The organism is Nocardia sp. CC201C, assembly GCF_030010695.1.
GTDB lineage: Bacteria > Actinomycetota > Actinomycetes > Mycobacteriales > Mycobacteriaceae > Nocardia > Nocardia otitidiscaviarum.
The window spans coordinates 1-15,924 of sequence record NZ_JASCXP010000149.1 but is presented as its reverse complement, the minus strand read 5'-3'; the positions used below and the strand labels follow the sequence as shown (position 1 = coordinate 15,924).

At 68.6% G+C, this 15,924-nt stretch carries 15 protein-coding genes and 2 pseudogenes; 9 read left to right on the top strand and 8 right to left on the bottom strand.

Going from position 1 to position 15,924, the window contains the following annotated elements; all coding sequences use genetic code 11:
* The 4 genes and pseudogenes from QK444_RS17325 to QK444_RS17310 all read right to left on the bottom strand — a co-directional run.
* Nucleotides 1-363 (bottom strand): annotated as a pseudogene (locus QK444_RS17325) (hypothetical protein); the annotation flags it as partial.
* A gap of 68 nt (nt 364-431) precedes the next feature.
* Nucleotides 432-1,922: a serine/threonine-protein kinase gene (locus QK444_RS17320; RefSeq protein WP_282781545.1), complete on the bottom strand. Its 1,491-nt coding sequence runs from the start codon at nt 1,920-1,922 to the stop codon at nt 432-434.
* A 288-nt stretch (nt 1,923-2,210) separates the two neighbouring features.
* On the bottom strand, nt 2,211-2,885 hold the full coding sequence (locus QK444_RS17315; RefSeq protein ID WP_282781544.1) for a hypothetical protein: 675 nt from the start codon (nt 2,883-2,885) through the stop codon (nt 2,211-2,213).
* A 43-nt stretch (nt 2,886-2,928) separates the two neighbouring features.
* Nucleotides 2,929-3,822, bottom strand: a complete 894-nt coding sequence (locus tag QK444_RS17310; protein WP_282781542.1) for a hypothetical protein — start codon at nt 3,820-3,822, stop codon at nt 2,929-2,931.
* A 295-nt stretch (nt 3,823-4,117) separates the two neighbouring features.
* Between QK444_RS17310 and QK444_RS17305 the strand changes: the two genes are divergently transcribed.
* On the top strand, nt 4,118-5,185 hold the full coding sequence (locus QK444_RS17305) for a GGDEF domain-containing protein (RefSeq protein WP_282781540.1): 1,068 nt from the start codon (nt 4,118-4,120) through the stop codon (nt 5,183-5,185).
* A 242-nt stretch (nt 5,186-5,427) separates the two neighbouring features.
* On the opposite strand, the gene QK444_RS17300 is transcribed toward QK444_RS17305, so the two are convergent.
* On the bottom strand, nt 5,428-6,753 hold the full coding sequence (locus QK444_RS17300) for an FAD-dependent oxidoreductase (RefSeq protein ID WP_282781538.1): 1,326 nt from the start codon (nt 6,751-6,753) through the stop codon (nt 5,428-5,430).
* A 99-nt stretch (nt 6,754-6,852) separates the two neighbouring features.
* Here QK444_RS17300 and QK444_RS17295 point away from each other — a divergent pair, with 99 nt between their 5' ends.
* On the top strand, nt 6,853-7,713 hold the full coding sequence (locus tag QK444_RS17295; RefSeq protein ID WP_282781536.1) for a GNAT family N-acetyltransferase: 861 nt from the start codon (nt 6,853-6,855) through the stop codon (nt 7,711-7,713).
* Between the two features lie 37 nt (nt 7,714-7,750).
* Here the strand turns inward: QK444_RS17295 and QK444_RS17290 are convergent, their stop codons facing one another.
* Entirely contained in the window at nt 7,751-8,461 is a 711-nt protein-coding gene (locus QK444_RS17290) for a GNAT family protein (RefSeq protein WP_282781534.1), read from the bottom strand.
* Nucleotides 8,458-8,913, bottom strand: a complete 456-nt coding sequence (locus tag QK444_RS17285) for a hypothetical protein (RefSeq protein WP_282781532.1) — start codon at nt 8,911-8,913, stop codon at nt 8,458-8,460. Before QK444_RS17285 ends, QK444_RS17290 begins: the two co-directional genes overlap by 4 nt.
* Before the next feature lie 86 nt (nt 8,914-8,999).
* On the opposite strand from QK444_RS17285, the gene QK444_RS17280 reads away from it, so the two are divergent.
* The 6 genes from QK444_RS17280 (at nt 9,000) to QK444_RS17255 (ending at nt 14,086) form a co-directional block, all read left to right on the top strand.
* Nucleotides 9,000-9,437 (top strand): hypothetical protein, encoded by a 438-nt coding sequence (locus tag QK444_RS17280; protein ID WP_282781530.1) that lies wholly within the window; start codon nt 9,000-9,002, stop codon nt 9,435-9,437.
* Nucleotides 9,438-9,546: 109 nt separating this feature from the next.
* Entirely contained in the window at nt 9,547-10,329 is a 783-nt protein-coding gene (locus tag QK444_RS17275; RefSeq protein WP_282781529.1) for a thioredoxin domain-containing protein, read from the top strand.
* Nucleotides 10,326-11,168, top strand: coding sequence for a cytochrome c biogenesis CcdA family protein (locus QK444_RS17270; protein WP_282781527.1), 843 nt, complete (start codon nt 10,326-10,328; stop codon nt 11,166-11,168). The genes QK444_RS17275 and QK444_RS17270 overlap by 4 nt, the downstream gene beginning before the upstream one ends.
* Before the next feature lie 69 nt (nt 11,169-11,237).
* Nucleotides 11,238-11,570: a metalloregulator ArsR/SmtB family transcription factor gene (locus tag QK444_RS17265; protein WP_282781525.1), complete on the top strand. Its 333-nt coding sequence runs from the start codon at nt 11,238-11,240 to the stop codon at nt 11,568-11,570.
* Between the two features lies 1 nt (nt 11,571).
* Nucleotides 11,572-12,525, top strand: coding sequence for an SRPBCC family protein (locus QK444_RS17260; RefSeq protein ID WP_282781523.1), 954 nt, complete (start codon nt 11,572-11,574; stop codon nt 12,523-12,525).
* Between the two features lie 343 nt (nt 12,526-12,868).
* The gene (locus QK444_RS17255) at nt 12,869-14,086 is read left to right on the top strand and encodes a helix-turn-helix domain-containing protein (protein WP_282781522.1); all 1,218 of its coding nucleotides are present in this window, start codon (nt 12,869-12,871) and stop codon (nt 14,084-14,086) included.
* On the opposite strand, the gene QK444_RS17250 is transcribed toward QK444_RS17255, so the two are convergent.
* Complete coding sequence (locus QK444_RS17250; RefSeq protein WP_282781520.1) at nt 14,076-15,092, bottom strand: MaoC family dehydratase N-terminal domain-containing protein; 1,017 nt, start codon at nt 15,090-15,092, stop codon at nt 14,076-14,078. The two genes, QK444_RS17255 and QK444_RS17250, sit on opposite strands and share 11 nt — an antisense overlap.
* Nucleotides 15,093-15,429: 337 nt before the next feature.
* On the opposite strand from QK444_RS17250, the pseudogene QK444_RS17245 reads away from it, so the two are divergent.
* Nucleotides 15,430-15,924, top strand: a pseudogene (locus tag QK444_RS17245) (hypothetical protein); the annotation flags it as partial.

Here is a 15,924-nt window from a genome sequence, read left to right as displayed (position 1 = left end):
GGGGGTTTGCGCCCCGGGGGGGGGGGCGCCCCCCCCCGCGGCTCCGGTGATCATCCCGTGCCGTTCCAGTACCGCGCGGACCGGCTCCGCCAGCAGCGTCGCGGCGGTGGCCGGCGTGGGCATCAGGAACAGGCCGACCGGGCCCAGCAGTTCGGTCAATGCACCGTCGGCCTCGGTCGGACCGATCATCGTCTCGGCGAGGCGGACCGATTCGAGCACCCGGCCGTGGCGTTCGATGCCCGGCTGCGGCTGCTCGAGCGATTCGACGCTGTACGCGCCGGTATCGAGACTCGACGGGTCGGCATACTGCGCGATCGGTTCACCCGCGACCGTGCATGCGGTGGCGAATGTCAGTGTGGCCATCAGGATCGCTGGAGCCGTGCGTATTCGGCGGAATCGGGAGTTCATTCGCTGGTTCTTTCGGCCGGTGTTCACAGCGGCGCCCGCGGCCACCACCGGTCACGGATCGAGACGCCGTCCGATGCGCCCGTGACGGTGAGATAGCAGTGGTTCCGACTGGAATCCTCGAAGTAGACCTCGAGAATGCCCAAGTTCCGGTCCGAGAGGATCGCGGAATAGGGGTTCGCATGGTAGTAAGTCGTACCCCAGAACAGATGACCGGAGCCGGTCGAGCGGCTCCACGATTCGTCACCTTCCAGTTGATCGATGAGGGAGCGATTGGGCAGCACCGCCGATCTGTCGGCATTGCATGTCGCCTCGAGTATGTAGACCGGGTCCCGGTCGCCCTGGCACAGCAGGACTCCCGCGCGCGGCTTCCGGTCCAGAGACACTATCGTGCCCACGTTTCGGAACTCGGCGGGAACGCAATTGGTCGTCTGCTGATAACCGACCGCGCCCGGTGCGGGCGGCAGGAGCGCGGGGAACGCCTGCGCGATGAAGGCGTACTCGCCCCAATTGGCGGGGTCGACGCTGGTGGTATTGGGGATGCGCGTCCCGGCGGTGGTGCTCGCGTCGTCGGAACCGAACACGGTGAATGAAACCGCCGCCACGGCGATGATCATCGCCGTGGCCGCGATCAGTGCGCGGCGGCGGATCGATCGGGCGGCCCCGCCGCCGGTCGCACCGTGCAACGCCTGCTGCGCCGCCGTCGCGAGCGCGCCGCTGGTCGCGAAGCGTTCGGCTGGATCCTTGGCCAGTGCTGTCGCGATCACCGCGTCGAGCGCGGCAGGGACCGAGGGGTTCGCGGCGGATGGCTTCGGCGGGGGATCGTTGAGGTGGGCGTACATGACCGCCGCCGGACTGTCTCGCGGGAAGGGCACGCCGCCGGTCAGCAACTGGTAGAGCGTGCACCCCAACGCGTACACATCGGTGCGGCGATCCACCGGTTCGCCATTGATCTGCTCCGGCGCCGCGTACGACACAGTCGCGGCGAATCCGCCCGAACTGTCGGGAGTGGCCGAATCATTGGCAGGCCGCGCGATTCCGAAGTCCGTGACCAGGACTCGCTCGGGCCCGTCGGTGGGCACCGCGATCAGGATATTGGCCGGTTTCACGTCTCCATGCAGCAGTCCGGCGCGATGGACCTCATCGAGGCCGTGCGCCGCTTCGGTGAGTATCCACACCGCACGGCCGGGTTCCACGGGACCACGCCTGACGAGTTCCGCGGCGTCGATCCCGGCGACATACTGCATGGCGATCCATAGCCGCCCGTCCTGCTCACCGCGATCGCGAACCGCCACCAGATTCGGATGTTGCAGCCGGGCCGCTATTTCGGCTTCGCGCAGGAACCGTGCCCGAAACCCCTCATCCTCGCGATACCGATCCAACAGCACCTTCAACGCGTCCTTGCGCGGCAAGCGTGGATGTTGCGCCAGGAAGACGGTCCCCATTCCGCCGCGACCCAGTGTGCGTTCGACGCGATATCCGCCATAGCTGTGCTCGTCGTCGGCGTCCAACCGCAACCCCCAGTCTCCCGAACCTCGGGGTCATAGCGTATGACGGAAACCAGGGCCTTTCGAGACGAATTCGAGGGGATTCGGTTCAGGTCGAAGTTGCCACAGTCACCCGATCGATCTACTCGATCCAACTCGGAGATCACTGATGCGCGACATTTTTCGACACCTGAGCGGACCATCACGGCCGAACGGCCCGCTTGTGCCCCGCGACAGCTCTGATCGCAGTGGTCTACGTAATCGACTGTCGCGCCGTTGATTCCGGGATCGGCCGCGATATGGCGGCGGTGGCGCTGCTCACCGCGTCACGGCCTCGTGATCGGCTGGCTCGGCCGCCGGGTGGGTCGTCAGGCGCCAGCATGCGATCAGGAACGCGGCCTGGGCCGCGGTATTGCTGAGTTGCTCGATCCATTGCAGGGTCACCGTCTGGTCCGGGCGGGCGGCCAGGGGTCCCAGTATGAAGAATCCGAGTAGTTGGGTGCCGAAGAGGGCGGCGGCGGCGGTGTCGCCCCGCGCCCGTGCCCGGGTGATCAGATTTACGCCGACGATGGTGGCGAATACGGTGGTGCTCACCAGCATTGGCAGGGGGTCGCGCGCGAGCAGTGCGCCGATGCCGCAGCAGATTGTCAGACCCGGTACCAGCAGCATCAGCCAGCGTGGTGGCATCTCGCTGGACTCGCGTCCCAATTGTAGGCACAGCCAACCGAATCCGAGGGTGAGTAGGGGAAAGAGCAGGCGGCTCAGCCATGGCAGGTCCGGGCCATCAAGTGCGGCAACGAGTTTGGCGCTGGCCTTCGCGAATCCCGCCGTGCCGATCAGCGCCGCCGCCGCGATGACGTGGGCGCGGTGGGGGAGCGGCGGTGTGCCGGAATGCCGTCCGCGGTGGCCGAGCAGCAGTACGCCGGCGGTGGTGAGCAACACCGGTACGAAGTCCTCGACGGCCAATGACACCGGATAGTCGACCGCGGTCATACTCTGTCCTTTCGGGCCGTTCTCATGCTCGGCGGGGCGGTGTTCACCGGGATGCGACCCGCACGGCGGTGTCGGTACGGGGTCCGATGTGGGTGACGTACGCGGCGGCCGCGGCGTTGCCGAGGTGTGCGTGGAACCACATGGCGGTCCACCGGGCGGCCGCCGCGATGGTGTCCGCACGGGGCGCGGACCCGCGCCGCGGGTCCGGTGCGGCTCCGGGGGGATTGTCCCGATCGGTCAGGCCGAAGTGATTCGCGCCGAGCAGTTCCACGAGTTGGGCTGCCGGAGCGCCGGTCAGGCTGGCGAAGCTGTCTCGGGCCTCGGCGAGTTCGCTGACACCGTCCTCGGTGCCGTTGATGTACAGCACCGGGATACCGTGCACGTCCACCGCGTCGACGGTCGATCCGATGGTGGTGTTGGTCCCGTGGCCCACAACGGCTTTCAGCTGTGCCGGACGCCGGTAGGACACTCCGAAGCAGAACGGTGGTTGGCAGCGGTCGGCCGCCGCGTACACGGCCGCGGCCCCACCGTAGGAGTGTCCGGCCAGCAGCAGCGTTTCGGGATCGACGACCGCGCCGACCGCCGAGGCCGGATCGGCGGCCCGCGCCCGCGCCCACGCCACCACCTCGGTGACCGAATGTTCGCTCGGCAGACTGTATCCCGGTAGCGGATAGCGTTCCGGAATCACCACCACGAAGCCGTAACCGGCCAACGCCGTGGCGAATCGGGAGTAGTACTCGCCGCGCACATTGGCGCCGGGCAGCATCAGGGCGATCGGCAGCCGATGCTCGGTTCGGGACGGATACCACACGGTGGCGGTGTCGCCGCCGACTCGGGTCGGTTCCCGCGTGACGCCGTCCGCGGTCGGAGCATCGGCGCGCGCGGGCGCGGCGGTCAGCAGGAGCAGGGACAGGACGGCCGTCAGCCAGATGCGCATATCAGTCTGTTTCTTTCAGGGAAACGCTGTTTCATTTTTTGGGGAGCATACTCCGAAGCAACGCTCCACAGAAGGCGATATCCGGGTCCGCGGGCCGCGAGCGATGGATGCGGGTGCTGCGCCGTGCGGACAGCTGTGCGTGCGCCGGGGGCGACGTATCGACCGGTGGATCGGTATCATCGGTTCCGGCAATTCCGAAGCAACTGTTCGAGCTCGCGATGACGTGAGGCGCTCGATGACCGCTAGCCGTTCCACTTTCCGGGCCTTCGGGCAAGACCGAGTCGACTATCGCGGCTTGGTCAGGGCGTTCGAATCCCATGCGGCTTTGCGGCGGTTCCAGATCCTGCTGGGTTCCGGTGGCATCGTGATGCTGGTGATCGCCCTGGCGGCAATGGTGGCGCAACACGAGCAGGCCGGGCGGGCCGGAATTCTCCAGGGCGTCCTGGAAGCGGTGGTGGCGGGGGTGTGGACCTGCCGGTGGTGGTTCCTGTCGTGGCCGAGTGAACGCGAGTCGCTGGCCTGGATCTTGTTCTTCGACGCCGACGCGATCGCCAACAGTGCGGTGGTGCACGATCCGGTGATCGGGGTGCTGGGGCTCGTGCTGCTGGTGGCGATGGGCGCGTATGTGACCGTGTTCCACAGTCCGCGGGTGCTGGCCGTGCACATCGGTTTGTCGCTGCTGGCCAGCGTCATCCTGGCGGTCCGGATGTTCGCCGCGGCGGTGGGGATCTCCCTGGTACTGGTCATGTTCGTGGTGATCGGCGTGATGTTGCCGTTCGTGCAGTTCAGCCATTGGCTGCTGCGGATGGACGCGCTCTCCGACCCGCTGACGCGGCTGTTGAATCGCCGTGGCCTGGATTGCTTTCTGCCCGCTTACCTCGATCGTGGTCACCAGCGCGACGTCTACGTCGCCACCATCGATCTGGATCGGTTCAAGGCGGTCAACGACGCCTTCGGACATCACGTCGGCGACGACGTGCTGGTGCGGACGGCCGAGTGTCTGCGCCGTGCGGCCGATCCGGAGGCCCTCATCGCCCGGACCGGGGGCGAGGAATTCGTGGTCGTCGGGTACCTGCGCGAATCCGCGATGGCCGTCGGCGAGCGGCTCCGCGCCGCCGTCGGAACAATTCCGTGTCCGCCGACCTCCATCACCGCCAGTGTCGGAGTGGCGGTCCTGGACCGTACGGACCCCGACACCCACGATGGCGCGGACGTGTACCGAAGTCTGCTGCGCCGCTCCGACTCCGCGATGTACCGCGCCAAACACATCGGCGGTAATTCCGTGGTGACCGCGGACGAACGGCGGCCGACCCGGCAGCAACCCGGCCCGGCGGCTCGCTGCCGTAAGGGCGTGCCCACCTGATGGTGAGACGCACCTTCGCCCCCCCCGGGGGGTGGGCGGTACCCGCGAATCGATACGGCGAGCACCGGGAACGCGTAGTACAGGACGCCCCAGCTGGTGATCTCGGTCAGGCACAGGACGGCCAGGACGCGGCGCAGCCCGGCGCGGGTGAGGTCGCCCGCCCGGGGCGCGGTGTCGGTGTCGGGTGTAGCCGTCGCCCGATCACCACGCCCCGGGGAGCCGTGCGATGTCGAGGTCATGGATCAGGACGCGGCGCTCGATCCCAGGGTGATCAACTGTGCGGCGGGGGACCCGCAGCAGCCGCCGGTCTCTGGTTCGTCGGCGACGCCCGCACCGCCGCAGACGCCCGTCTCGGGCAGGGTGAGCTCGACGCGGGCGGCCGACTCGTGGTCTCCGGCGAGTTCGGCGGCGATGCTGCGGACCTGCTCGTATCCGGTGAGGGCCAAGAAGGTCGGGGCGCGGCCGTAGCTCTTCATACCCGCCAGGTAGAACCCGGGCTCCGGGTGCGACAGTTCGGCCGCACCGTGCGGGTACACCGTGCCGCAGGAATGCACGTTCGGGTCGATGAGGGGTGCGAGTCGCACCGGAGCCTGGAGCACCGGGTCCAGTCCGAGGCGGATCTCCGACAGCCACGACAGTTCCGGTCGGAATCCTGTCAAGGTCACCACCCGGTCGACCGCGTCGATGCGGGTGCCGGACTCGGCCGTGAGTGCGATCTGCTCGCCGTCGGATTCCACTGCCGCCGTGCGGAATCCGGTGACGAGTCGGAGCAGTCCGGCGTCGACGGCGGCCTTGGCGCGCAGGCCGAGCGCCCCGCGGGCGGGCAGTTGATCGGCCGCGCCGCCGCCGAAGGTGTCCCCGACCTCGCCGCGGCGCAACACCCAGGTCAGGCGGGTGCCGGGGGCTTCCTTCGCGAGTTCCGACAGTGCCACGATCGCGGTGAGCGCCGAATGGCCGCTGCCCGCGATGACGGTGTGCGCACCGGCGTGGCGGGCGCGTTCACGGGGATCGTTCAGATCGGGCACGCGATAGGAGATCGCTTCGGCCGCAGCCGCTTCCCCGAGGGCGGGCATGCCGTCGCCGCCCAGCGGATTCGGTGCGGTCCAGGTGCCCGAGGCGTCGATGACCGCACGCGCGGTGACCCGCTCCTGCCCGCCGTCGGCGGTGCGGAGACGCACGACCAGCGGTTCGGTGTCGCGTCCCGCGTCCACCACCCGGTCGCGTCCGCGCCGCGTCACCCCGACCACCTCGACGCCGAGTCGAACCACCGTGTCGCCCAGGGCATCCACCAGCGGAACGAGGTAGTCGCGTGCCCAATCCTGTCCGGTCGGGTACGCATCCGGATCCGGCGCGGTCCAGTCGGTGGTTTCCAGCAGCCGCCGCGCCGCGGGGGCGATCAACTCGCCCCATCGGGAGAAGAGTCGCACATGATTCCACTCCGAGACCGCCGCGCCCGCGCTCCGGCCACGCTCGAACACCAGCGGGTGTAGTCCGCGTTCCCGCAGTTCGGCCGCCGCCGCCAGGCCGATCGGCCCCGCTCCCACCACGACCACTGGCAACTCGTTCATTGGGGTTCCTTTCATCGATGGCTATCGATTCAGCTCCTCGAACTCTATCGACCGCTGTCGATTAAGGCAACCATTGATGTGCATCGATATAGTGGAGGCATGACGTCGCTGGATATGCCGGTCGTGCGGACCGAATACCGCGTGGACACGCTGCCGGTCGCCGACGCGACCACCTACGCGAGCTGGTTCGCCTGCCTGGCCGATCCGACGCGGGTGCGTCTGCTGCATCACGTCGCCGGTCGACCGGCCGGGATCACGGTGGGGGAGATCGCCGAGGCCCTCGGCATCGGCCAGCCGACCGTCTCCCACCACGTCCGCAAACTCGCCGATGTGGGCTTCGTGCTGGTGCACAAGGAACGCACCAGCACCGTGGTCACCGTCAACCCCGCCTGCTGTACCGGTCTGCCGCACGCCGCCGACGCCGTCATGGGTGTGCTGCCGGCGCAACCGTGCTGCCCCCAGGACATCCCCGACGATGTCACCGTCCGCGCCATGACCGATGCCGACTGGGATGCCGTGCTCCGCATCTACGGTGAGGGGATCGCCACGCGCAACGCCACCTTCGACACCGAGGTGCCGGAGCGCGCGGACCTCGATGCCACCTGGCTGCCCGGGCATCGCTGGGTCGCCGAGATCGACGGCGCGGTCGTGGGCTGGGCGGCGCTGGCCCCCGTCTCCCGCCGTGACTGCTACCGAGGCGTCGCCGAGACCTCGGTCTACGTGGCCGCGGGCATGCGGGGTCGCGGTGTCGGCAAGGCGCTGCTGCGCACCCAGGTGTGCACCGCCGACGAGGCGGGCCTGTGGACGCTACAGAACTCGATCTTCCCCGAGAACCGCGCGAGTATCGCCCTGCATCACGCCGCGGGCTTCCGCACCATCGGCGTGCGCGAGCGCATCGCCCGCCTCGACGGCGAATGGCGCGACACCGTCCTGCTCGAACGCCGCGGTCCGGTCGCCTGATCATCGCCGCGCCGACCGGATCACCCGCGATATCGGCCTACGGTGCCCCGGTGCCGGTTCGCACGGCCCGGTCGAGCCGATCGGTCAGCCGGGTTCGAGTCGCGGGCCAGTCTTCGGCGATGATCGAGAACAGCACGCTGTCGCGAACGGTGCCGTCGGCGCGACGGAAGTTGCGGCGCAGCACCCCCTCGTAGCGAGCGCCGAGACGCGCGATGGCCTGTTGTGAACGATGGTTGCGCACATCGGTTTTCAGCTGCACCCGCCCCACGCGCAACCGGTAGAACGCGAATTCGAGGAGCAGCAGCTTGGTTTCGGGATTGACGCTCGTCGCCCATACCGCCGGGTCGTACAGCGTGAACCCGATCTCCAGCGCCGCATCACGCGCGGACACCGCGAGATACGCGGTGATCCCCACCACCGTGTCGGCGTCCACGTCGCCGATCCGCCGCCGAGTCCGCACGGTCCACAGCTGCCAATCCGGCTGCCGGCCGGTGACTTCCAAGTGCTCGCGAAATCGCAGCGGATCCGACGGCCGCCACGGCACGTGCGCCCACACCCGGTCGTGGTCGAGCGCCGCGAACAGCGCCGCCGCGTCCGCGGTCGGGTCGAGCGGTGTCAGCCGCACCGTCGCACCGACCAACTCCGTCGTCGCGGGCACCGGCCAGATCATCTCCGGCCACGGCTCGTCGGCCGGACGGGGATCCGGAACGGGTGTGAACCGGTGCGGTTCGTCGATGCTCTCGCTCACGGCAGCACACTAGTGGGGTCGTGCCGCCGCGAGGAATCGAATTCTCGTGGGGCGGACGGTTCAGTCGTGCTCGTGGGCGATCGGGCGGTCCGGGATCGACGGCATTCGACGATGTAGACGCCTCCGGAGCGGCCGATGTGAACGCCGACCGGTTCGAGTCGATCGGTCGGGTAGTACGCGTCCGCCCGGATCGCGGGTGCCTTCCGCTCCGCCAGCGGCAGCCAGGTGCGCCAGCTCTCGCCGTCGTATTCCGAACTCGGCACGGTGAGCAGATGCTCCATGCGCTGCCCGCAGGATGCGCAGTCGGGCCACACCGGATCGGTGGACCAGCCCGGATACCCGCGGAGCGTGATGCCCGGGGCGGTGGACAGGTGGTACTCACTCCCAGCCGGTGTCCGCTGTCGGGCCGGTCGAGCACCGCGTCCGGCACGCTGGCGCGGAAGGATTCCCACACACCCGAGCTGAGGCAGCGTCCGAAGGATTGCCCGTCGGCAGCTGTAATCCGGCCCGTCCGTGGCGGTGTCGTACACTCGGCGTCGTGAGTCTCCGATCCGGTTCGCGTCGACGGGTGGCATCGACGTGCCGTCCCGCGCTGGTCGGAGTCGTGGTGGCGGTTGTTCTCGGCCTGGTTGTCAGCCTGGTCGCGGCATGTGCGTCCGCTGATCGGTCGCCGACTGCCCAGCGGGTGCCGGAGGTGGCGGCGGTGTCCGCCGGAGCGGCGGCGGAGGCGACCGGAGTGGTGGCCGTCGCGGTGAACGCGGACAAGGCGCCGGGTTGCCGGAAGATGCCTGAACAGCCCCCGACGCCGGTGCGGGACGCCGCGTCGCATCGGGAGGACATCCGGATACCGCTCGCGATCCGGGACACGCCGGACCCGGCCGTGGCCGGACGCTCACCTTCGGTGCGGCCGGTGCCGATCGAGACGACGGGTCCGCCGATATCACCACTGGATCTGACTACCGTCCTGCGGATTTAGACGACGCCCGGACAGCACCGACTCGCCGTGGGCGGGTGGGCTGTATTCGGCATGTCCTCGAGTCGTAGGTCGCGCGTCCACGCCGGACGCGCGTAGTCAGGAGTCTCCTATGTCCAATCGTTCCCAGCGCCGTGCCCGGAACACCTCGGCCGCACGGCCATCCGCTCGACCGGCCATTGCCAAGATCGGGGCGGGTCTCGCGGTGTTCGCCGCGGTCGCCTTGCTCGTGATCGCGATCTCGCAGATCGCCCACAAGCGCACCGAGGAATCCGCACGGGCGGATTCGGCGGCCACGTCCACGGCGGACGACGAGATCATTCGGCAGCTGGCCGCCCTGGCGCGCCGAGACGCCGCCGACCCCATGGCACGCGGTGCGGTGGACGCACCGGTGGTGATGATCGAGTACTCCGATTTCCAATGCCCGTACTGCCAACAGTTCGCCCAGCACACCGAACCGGAACTGGTGCGGCGGTATCTCGACAGCGGGCAGCTGCGCATCGAGTGGCGGAGTATGGCGTTCTTCGGGCCGGAATCCGAGGTGGCGGCGCGGGCCGCCTGGGCGGCGGGGCAGCAGGGCCGCTTCTGGGAGATGCACGATCTGCTGTTCGCCCATTCGCCGGAGAAGAAGAACACCGGTGCGTACACCGATGACACCGTGACCGAGTGGGCGCTGCGCGCCGGGGTCGCCGATATCGCCAAGTTCCGGGCGGACCTGAATTCCGATGCGGCGCGCGACGCCGTGAACGCCGATATGAGCGAGGCGATCGGGATCGGAGTCGGCTCCACGCCGGCCTTCCTGATCAATGGGCGGCCGATCCTGGGCGCGCGGCCGGTCGAGCAGATGATCGCGGTGATCGAAGCCGGGCTGCACGACCGCGAGGGCGTCCGGTGACCTCCGGAATCGGTTATGCCGCAGCGTTTCTGGGTGGAGTGCTGGCTTTGCTGAGCCCGTGCAGCGCACTGCTGCTGCCGAGCTTCTTCGCGTACTCCTTCGGTGCCACCGGGAAATTGATGTCCCGCACCGGCATCTTCTACCTCGGCCTGTGCACCACCCTGGTACCGCTCGGTGCGGCCGGATCACTGCTCGGGGGCGTGCTGACCCGGCATCGCGAACTCGTGATCGCCATCGGCGGCTGGACCATCATCGCGCTCGGGGTGGTGCAGATGCTCGGTCGTGGTTTCGCTTTCGGCTTCGCCCAACGCGGAATGGCCAAGCACGGCGGATCCGAGAAGTCCGGTGCGGTCTATCTGCTCGGCATGGTCTACGGACTGTCCGGATTCTGCGTCGGTCCGATTCTCGGCTCGATTCTCACGGTGGCGGCCCTGAGTTCCTCCCCGGTGCACGGTGGCACTCTGCTCGCCGTCTACGCGCTGGGCATGGCCTTGCCGCTGTTCGTCCTGGCCCTGCTCTGGGATCGCTTCGACCTCGGTCGCCGCCGCTGGCTACGCGGCCGCCCGATCACGATCGGGCGTCTCCACCTGCACACCACATCGCTGCTCTCGGGCGTGTTCTTCATCGCCGTCGGCGCATTGTTCCTGCTCTCCGACGGCGGCTCGGTCATCGCCGGAAACGCCGACGCCAGTGTCGATCTCGAAGACCGGGTGCTGCGTCTCACCGCCGCCCTGTCCGACACCACGGTGCTGCTTCTGCTCGGCGCGGTCGCGCTGCTGCTGGTGGCGTGGCGATTGCTCCGCTCCGGTCGACGCGAGGGGGACAGCGTCGAGGTGTGAGGGTCCCCGGTGCCGTATCGGATGGCCGCACCGCTTGCCTTTATATTCCATCGCGGCTATATTGCCGACATGGCATATGCGTTCGAGGTGGTGGCCGAGCCCCGGCGTCGGGAGATACTCGACCTGCTGCGGGATCGTGACCGGCTGGTGGGGGAGCTGGTGGCGGAGTTGCGGCTGGCGCAGCCGACGGTCTCCAAACATCTGAAGGTGCTGCATCGGGCGGGGCTGGTCGAGGTGCGGCGGGATGCGCAGCGTCGGTGGTATCGGCTGCGGCCGCAGCCGCTCGCCGAGATCGACCTGTGGCTGGCCCCGTACCGCTCGCTATGGGAGACCAGTCTGGACGCCCTGGAGCGCCATCTCGACACCATGCCTGACGACGTGCCCGATGACGAGGAGGAATGACATGGATGACCTGGCCGAGCTGAATATTGTTCGCGACGAACCGATCCTGCGGTTCGAGCGCCGTCTGACACATCCACCGGAGAAGGTGTGGACGGCGATCACCGATCCGAAGGAGCTGGCCGCCTGGTTCCCGGCGGCGGTGGACTACACCGAGTTGCGGCCCGGCGTACCGATGCGATTCACCTTCCCGGGCGAGGCCGTGGTGGACGGCACCTGGGCGGGTGAAGTCCTCGAGGTCGACCGGCCCAAGGTGTTCATGTTCCGTTGGGGCCACGACGTGCTGCGCTTCGAGTTGGTGCCCGACGGCGCCGGGTGTCGGCTGGTCTTCACCCAAACCATCGGGGGCGGCGGGATCGGTCGCCTGGGCGCGGCCCGCTCCGCGGTCGGCTGGGAAGATTGCCTGGCCGAACTCGTAGCCGCACTGGACGGCGTGGGTTCGAGTTCGAACGGTGAGTTCCTGCCCCGGGTCGAGCGGTACATCGCCGCATTCGGCTTGGACACCGGCATTCTCGCCGAAGCGGGCGATGACCACGACATCCGGTTCGTCCGCGATGTGGTCTGGAAGCCCGCCGACGAGGTGTGGTCGGTGCTCGTCGAGGACGCCGCCGCGGCCGTCGGCGGGCAGCCGCCGGTGCGTGCGTACAACGAGCACATCCCGATCGGAACCGTCACCGCCGTCGAGCCGCCGCGCGTACTCGAGTACGGCTGGCTCCAGGACGGCGTGCCGGTCGGCCGCGTTCGCTGGACCGTCGTCACCGACCCGGAGTTCGGCACCCGCGTCGAACTGAGTCATACCCTGCCGCGCCACCTGATCGCGCTGGCTCCCGAATTCCTCGCCGCCTGGCACGTCCACCTCGACCTGTTCTTCGCCGCGGTCCACGGCGAGGTGCGCTGCGGCTGGCCCGCCGATCGCGTCGCGGTCTTGACCGAGCGGTACGCGTCGGTGGTGCCGTGAAGGCGGACGGTTGTGGCGAAGTGTGGGAATTCGCCTCGGCGGCAGCATTATTCGGGCTGAGTAAGCACGTGGGCCGGAGTGTGCGCGTCGATCGGCGGCCGCTGCCCGGTCGTCGGTGGGGCTGAGCGGAGCTGCGCGACGAAAAGTGAGCGCCCGTCTACAGGTGGTGCCGTCTCGAACTGGTCGAAAGTCCGATTCTGTCGACAAGGTGGCTGGTCGTTCCCCGGGCGCGCCGGCACCGGGGCCGCGGCGCGAAAGGGGAGTAGAAGGTGAGCGCTTTTTCACTTTAGGCTTCGATCATCGGCCGAAAGGACCGCAGCACCTGGGCGGAAAGGAGTCGACGATGACATCCCACGAGGCACTCCGGGCGGGACTCACCCTCTCGGGCAAACCCATGTCCTCCCCACTGCAGGACGTGCGCGCCGTGTCCCGGCGGCTGGTCGGACACTTCGTCGACAACGTGATCCCCTGCGGCACCCTGCCCGGCGACATCATCGCCGGGGATGTCACCACGATCACCAGGTTCTGCCTACGGCTGTCGGTCAGCATGCTGGATGGGCAGGACATCCCGGCGAAGACCGACCGGCTGGCCGCCGCGGCGGCGGGCTGGGCGCGCGAAGGCGTGCCGATCGACACGATCCTGCACGCCATCCACGAGGGATTCAAGGTCGGAATGGATCTGGTGCTGTCGAATGCGACGGCCAACGACTACGACAATCTCGTGGGCGGTGCGAAATTGGTGGTGGAGATGCTGGACACCATGAACGCGACGGTCGCCCGTGCCTACGTGCGCGAACATCGGGCGGCCGTCAGCGAACATCACACCGCCGTGCACACCCTGACCTCGGCCCTGCTGGCGGGCTGCCCGACCTCGACCATGGCCCGGGAGTGCGGGATCGCCATCGCGGAAGCGTATTTCGTACTGGCGCTGGATATTCCGATGCATCCGGACGAACGGCACCCGATGCTCGACGGTAAGGTCGTCGCCCGGCGCAAACTCCGGCGGCTACAGACCGAACTCGGCGCCCGCTGCGGTGAGGACGCACTCGCGCTGCTCAGCGTGGACGGCGGCACGATCCTGCTGCCGACGGTGGGCCGCCGCGACGAGCATCTCGACGAACTGCTCGAGCACCTGTCGGCCGCCGCGCGGGTGCCGGTGACCGCGGCCGTGGTCACCGCCGCCGTCGACGATGTGCCTGGTGCGGCCGATCGCGCCCACGAGGTGCTCGACATGGTGCAGCGGCTCCATTGCGTTCCGGGCCTGTACCGATTCACCGATATGGCACTGGAATATCAGCTGACGCGGCCGGGGCCGGGCCGCGAGGCCCTCGGCTCACTGCTGGATCCACTCGATTCGCATCCCGAACTGCTCGACACCCTGCTGAGCCATATCGCCAACAACCTCAATCGCCAGCGCACCGCCCGCGAGTTGCATATCCACACCAATACGGTGGACTATCGACTGCGCCGCATCGGGCAGCTGACCGGATTGGATCCGACGGTGACTTCGGGTCTGTGGCAGTTACGTTCGGCGATCATCGCCCGCTCTTTCACGGAGTGAATTCGATAGTCGTGTGACGGGCCGCCGGGGGCGGAAAGCGCACCTCCGCACTCGCATAGCCGAAGAGCCTGCGGCCCTGCGATATCGCATTGAGCGAGACGGTGGCGGTGCGGCGGCTACGGTCGCAGGCGACGACCCGCCCGCTGAACTCGATATCGACCGCGTCGGCCCGCGGCACCGCCAGATAGTGGACCTGGTTGGCGAATTCGGCGCGGTAGGTGGTCACGGCGGCGGGGTCGCCGGTCCACGAGGTGAGGTACCCGGCGGTGAGCGCCAGCACGAGGATGCCGGGTGCGACGACCACCGGCTGCCCGGCGGAGGCGGCACACTCCGGCATATCGACATCCCCGACGGCGCGCGCGTAGGTGGCCAGATCGCGGCGGGTCAGCGTGGTGCCGGCGGTGGGGAGATCGGTGTCGACGGTCAACCGGTCCAGGTCGACGCGGGTCCGCGGTCGCCGGAGGCGTCGCACGGGGGCGAGGGAGGGTTCCCGGTCCGATCCGGCTCGCGTACGCACCGACGAACGCGGACCTTCGGGCGGTGCGGTGCGGGCGAGCAGGGCGGTCGATCCGGTCTGAACCGGCATTCCGTGCTGGTCGGTGAGCACCCCGTTGATGGTGATCACGTCGAAGTCGTGGAATTGCCGGAACGACTCGAAATAGATGTCGCAGGTGAGTACGTCACCCGCGAGCAGGGGACGGCCGATCTCCAGCGTTTGATCCACGTGCACGATCCGGTCGAGCCGATATCCGGTGATCAGCGTCCGCAGGATCTCACGTCGGGCCTGCTGCCAGATCAGCGCCGCGAAGGGCGGCGGCGCCACCACGGCGTCGAAACCCAATCGCGCCGCCGCGGCCTCTCGCCAGTGCGCCGGGTGATACGCCTGAACGGCCCGGGCGAACTCCCGAATCCGAGTGCGCTCCACCCGGAACGGTTCCACGCAGCGGTAGTGATGCCCGACCAGCGCCCTGGCCTGCCCGGCCGCACTGGCCACGGTGTTCGACATGTTGTCTCCCTTCGAATCCGGCACGGCTACGGCAGCGGGCCGTAGTGCAGTAGAACGGGTAGGTCGCGCATGGTGACTCCAGAATCACGCGGTGGCCGTGTGGAACTACGGTCGGTCTGTCGATGATTCGGCCGGATGTCACGGCGATGGGTAATTCGACGCCATTCCTGGAGATCTCACCGAGAGACCGAAATCGGATTGGTGAGGTTTGTCAGAGTTCGTTCCGGTCGCGTCGAACGGAATCTTTTCCGGCCTAGCGTGAACGCGGTTTCGGCGCCCGGCATTTCGCCGCCGGTCGCGGAACCGGAATCACCAGCGGGCTACAGGAAGGCGCGAAATGAGACGAAGTACCCGCCGCAGGACGGTCATGGCGGCGGTCATGACCGGAGTCTCGATACTGGCCATCGGATTCGCCGGACCGACCGTGCACGCCGAACCGGAATCCGCCCCGACCGAACAGCAGTTGGCCGACATCATCGGTGCGGGGCTGAAAGATCCAGCCGCGCGGCCGATCGTCGACTCGGGCAGTGCGGGCTCCGGGTCGGCGTGCACCTCGGGCAGCGGCGCGGGGTCGGGCAACGGCTCCGGCGACTGCTACGGCGGTTCCGGATCGAGCTCCGGCTCGGCGGGCGGATACGCCTCCGATACCGTGGGTCACGGCCCGGCCATGACCTCCTGGGTCGCGGGCGTACGGCCCCGGCGGAACAAAAACGCAATAAACCCCCCCCCGCCCGCCCGCCCGCGCAGGAAACCCCCCCCCCCCCCCACCCCGCCCGCGCAGCCCCACCGCGGCGCCACGGCCCTCAGCTCCCAGCCGACCCCGCCCAGCAGC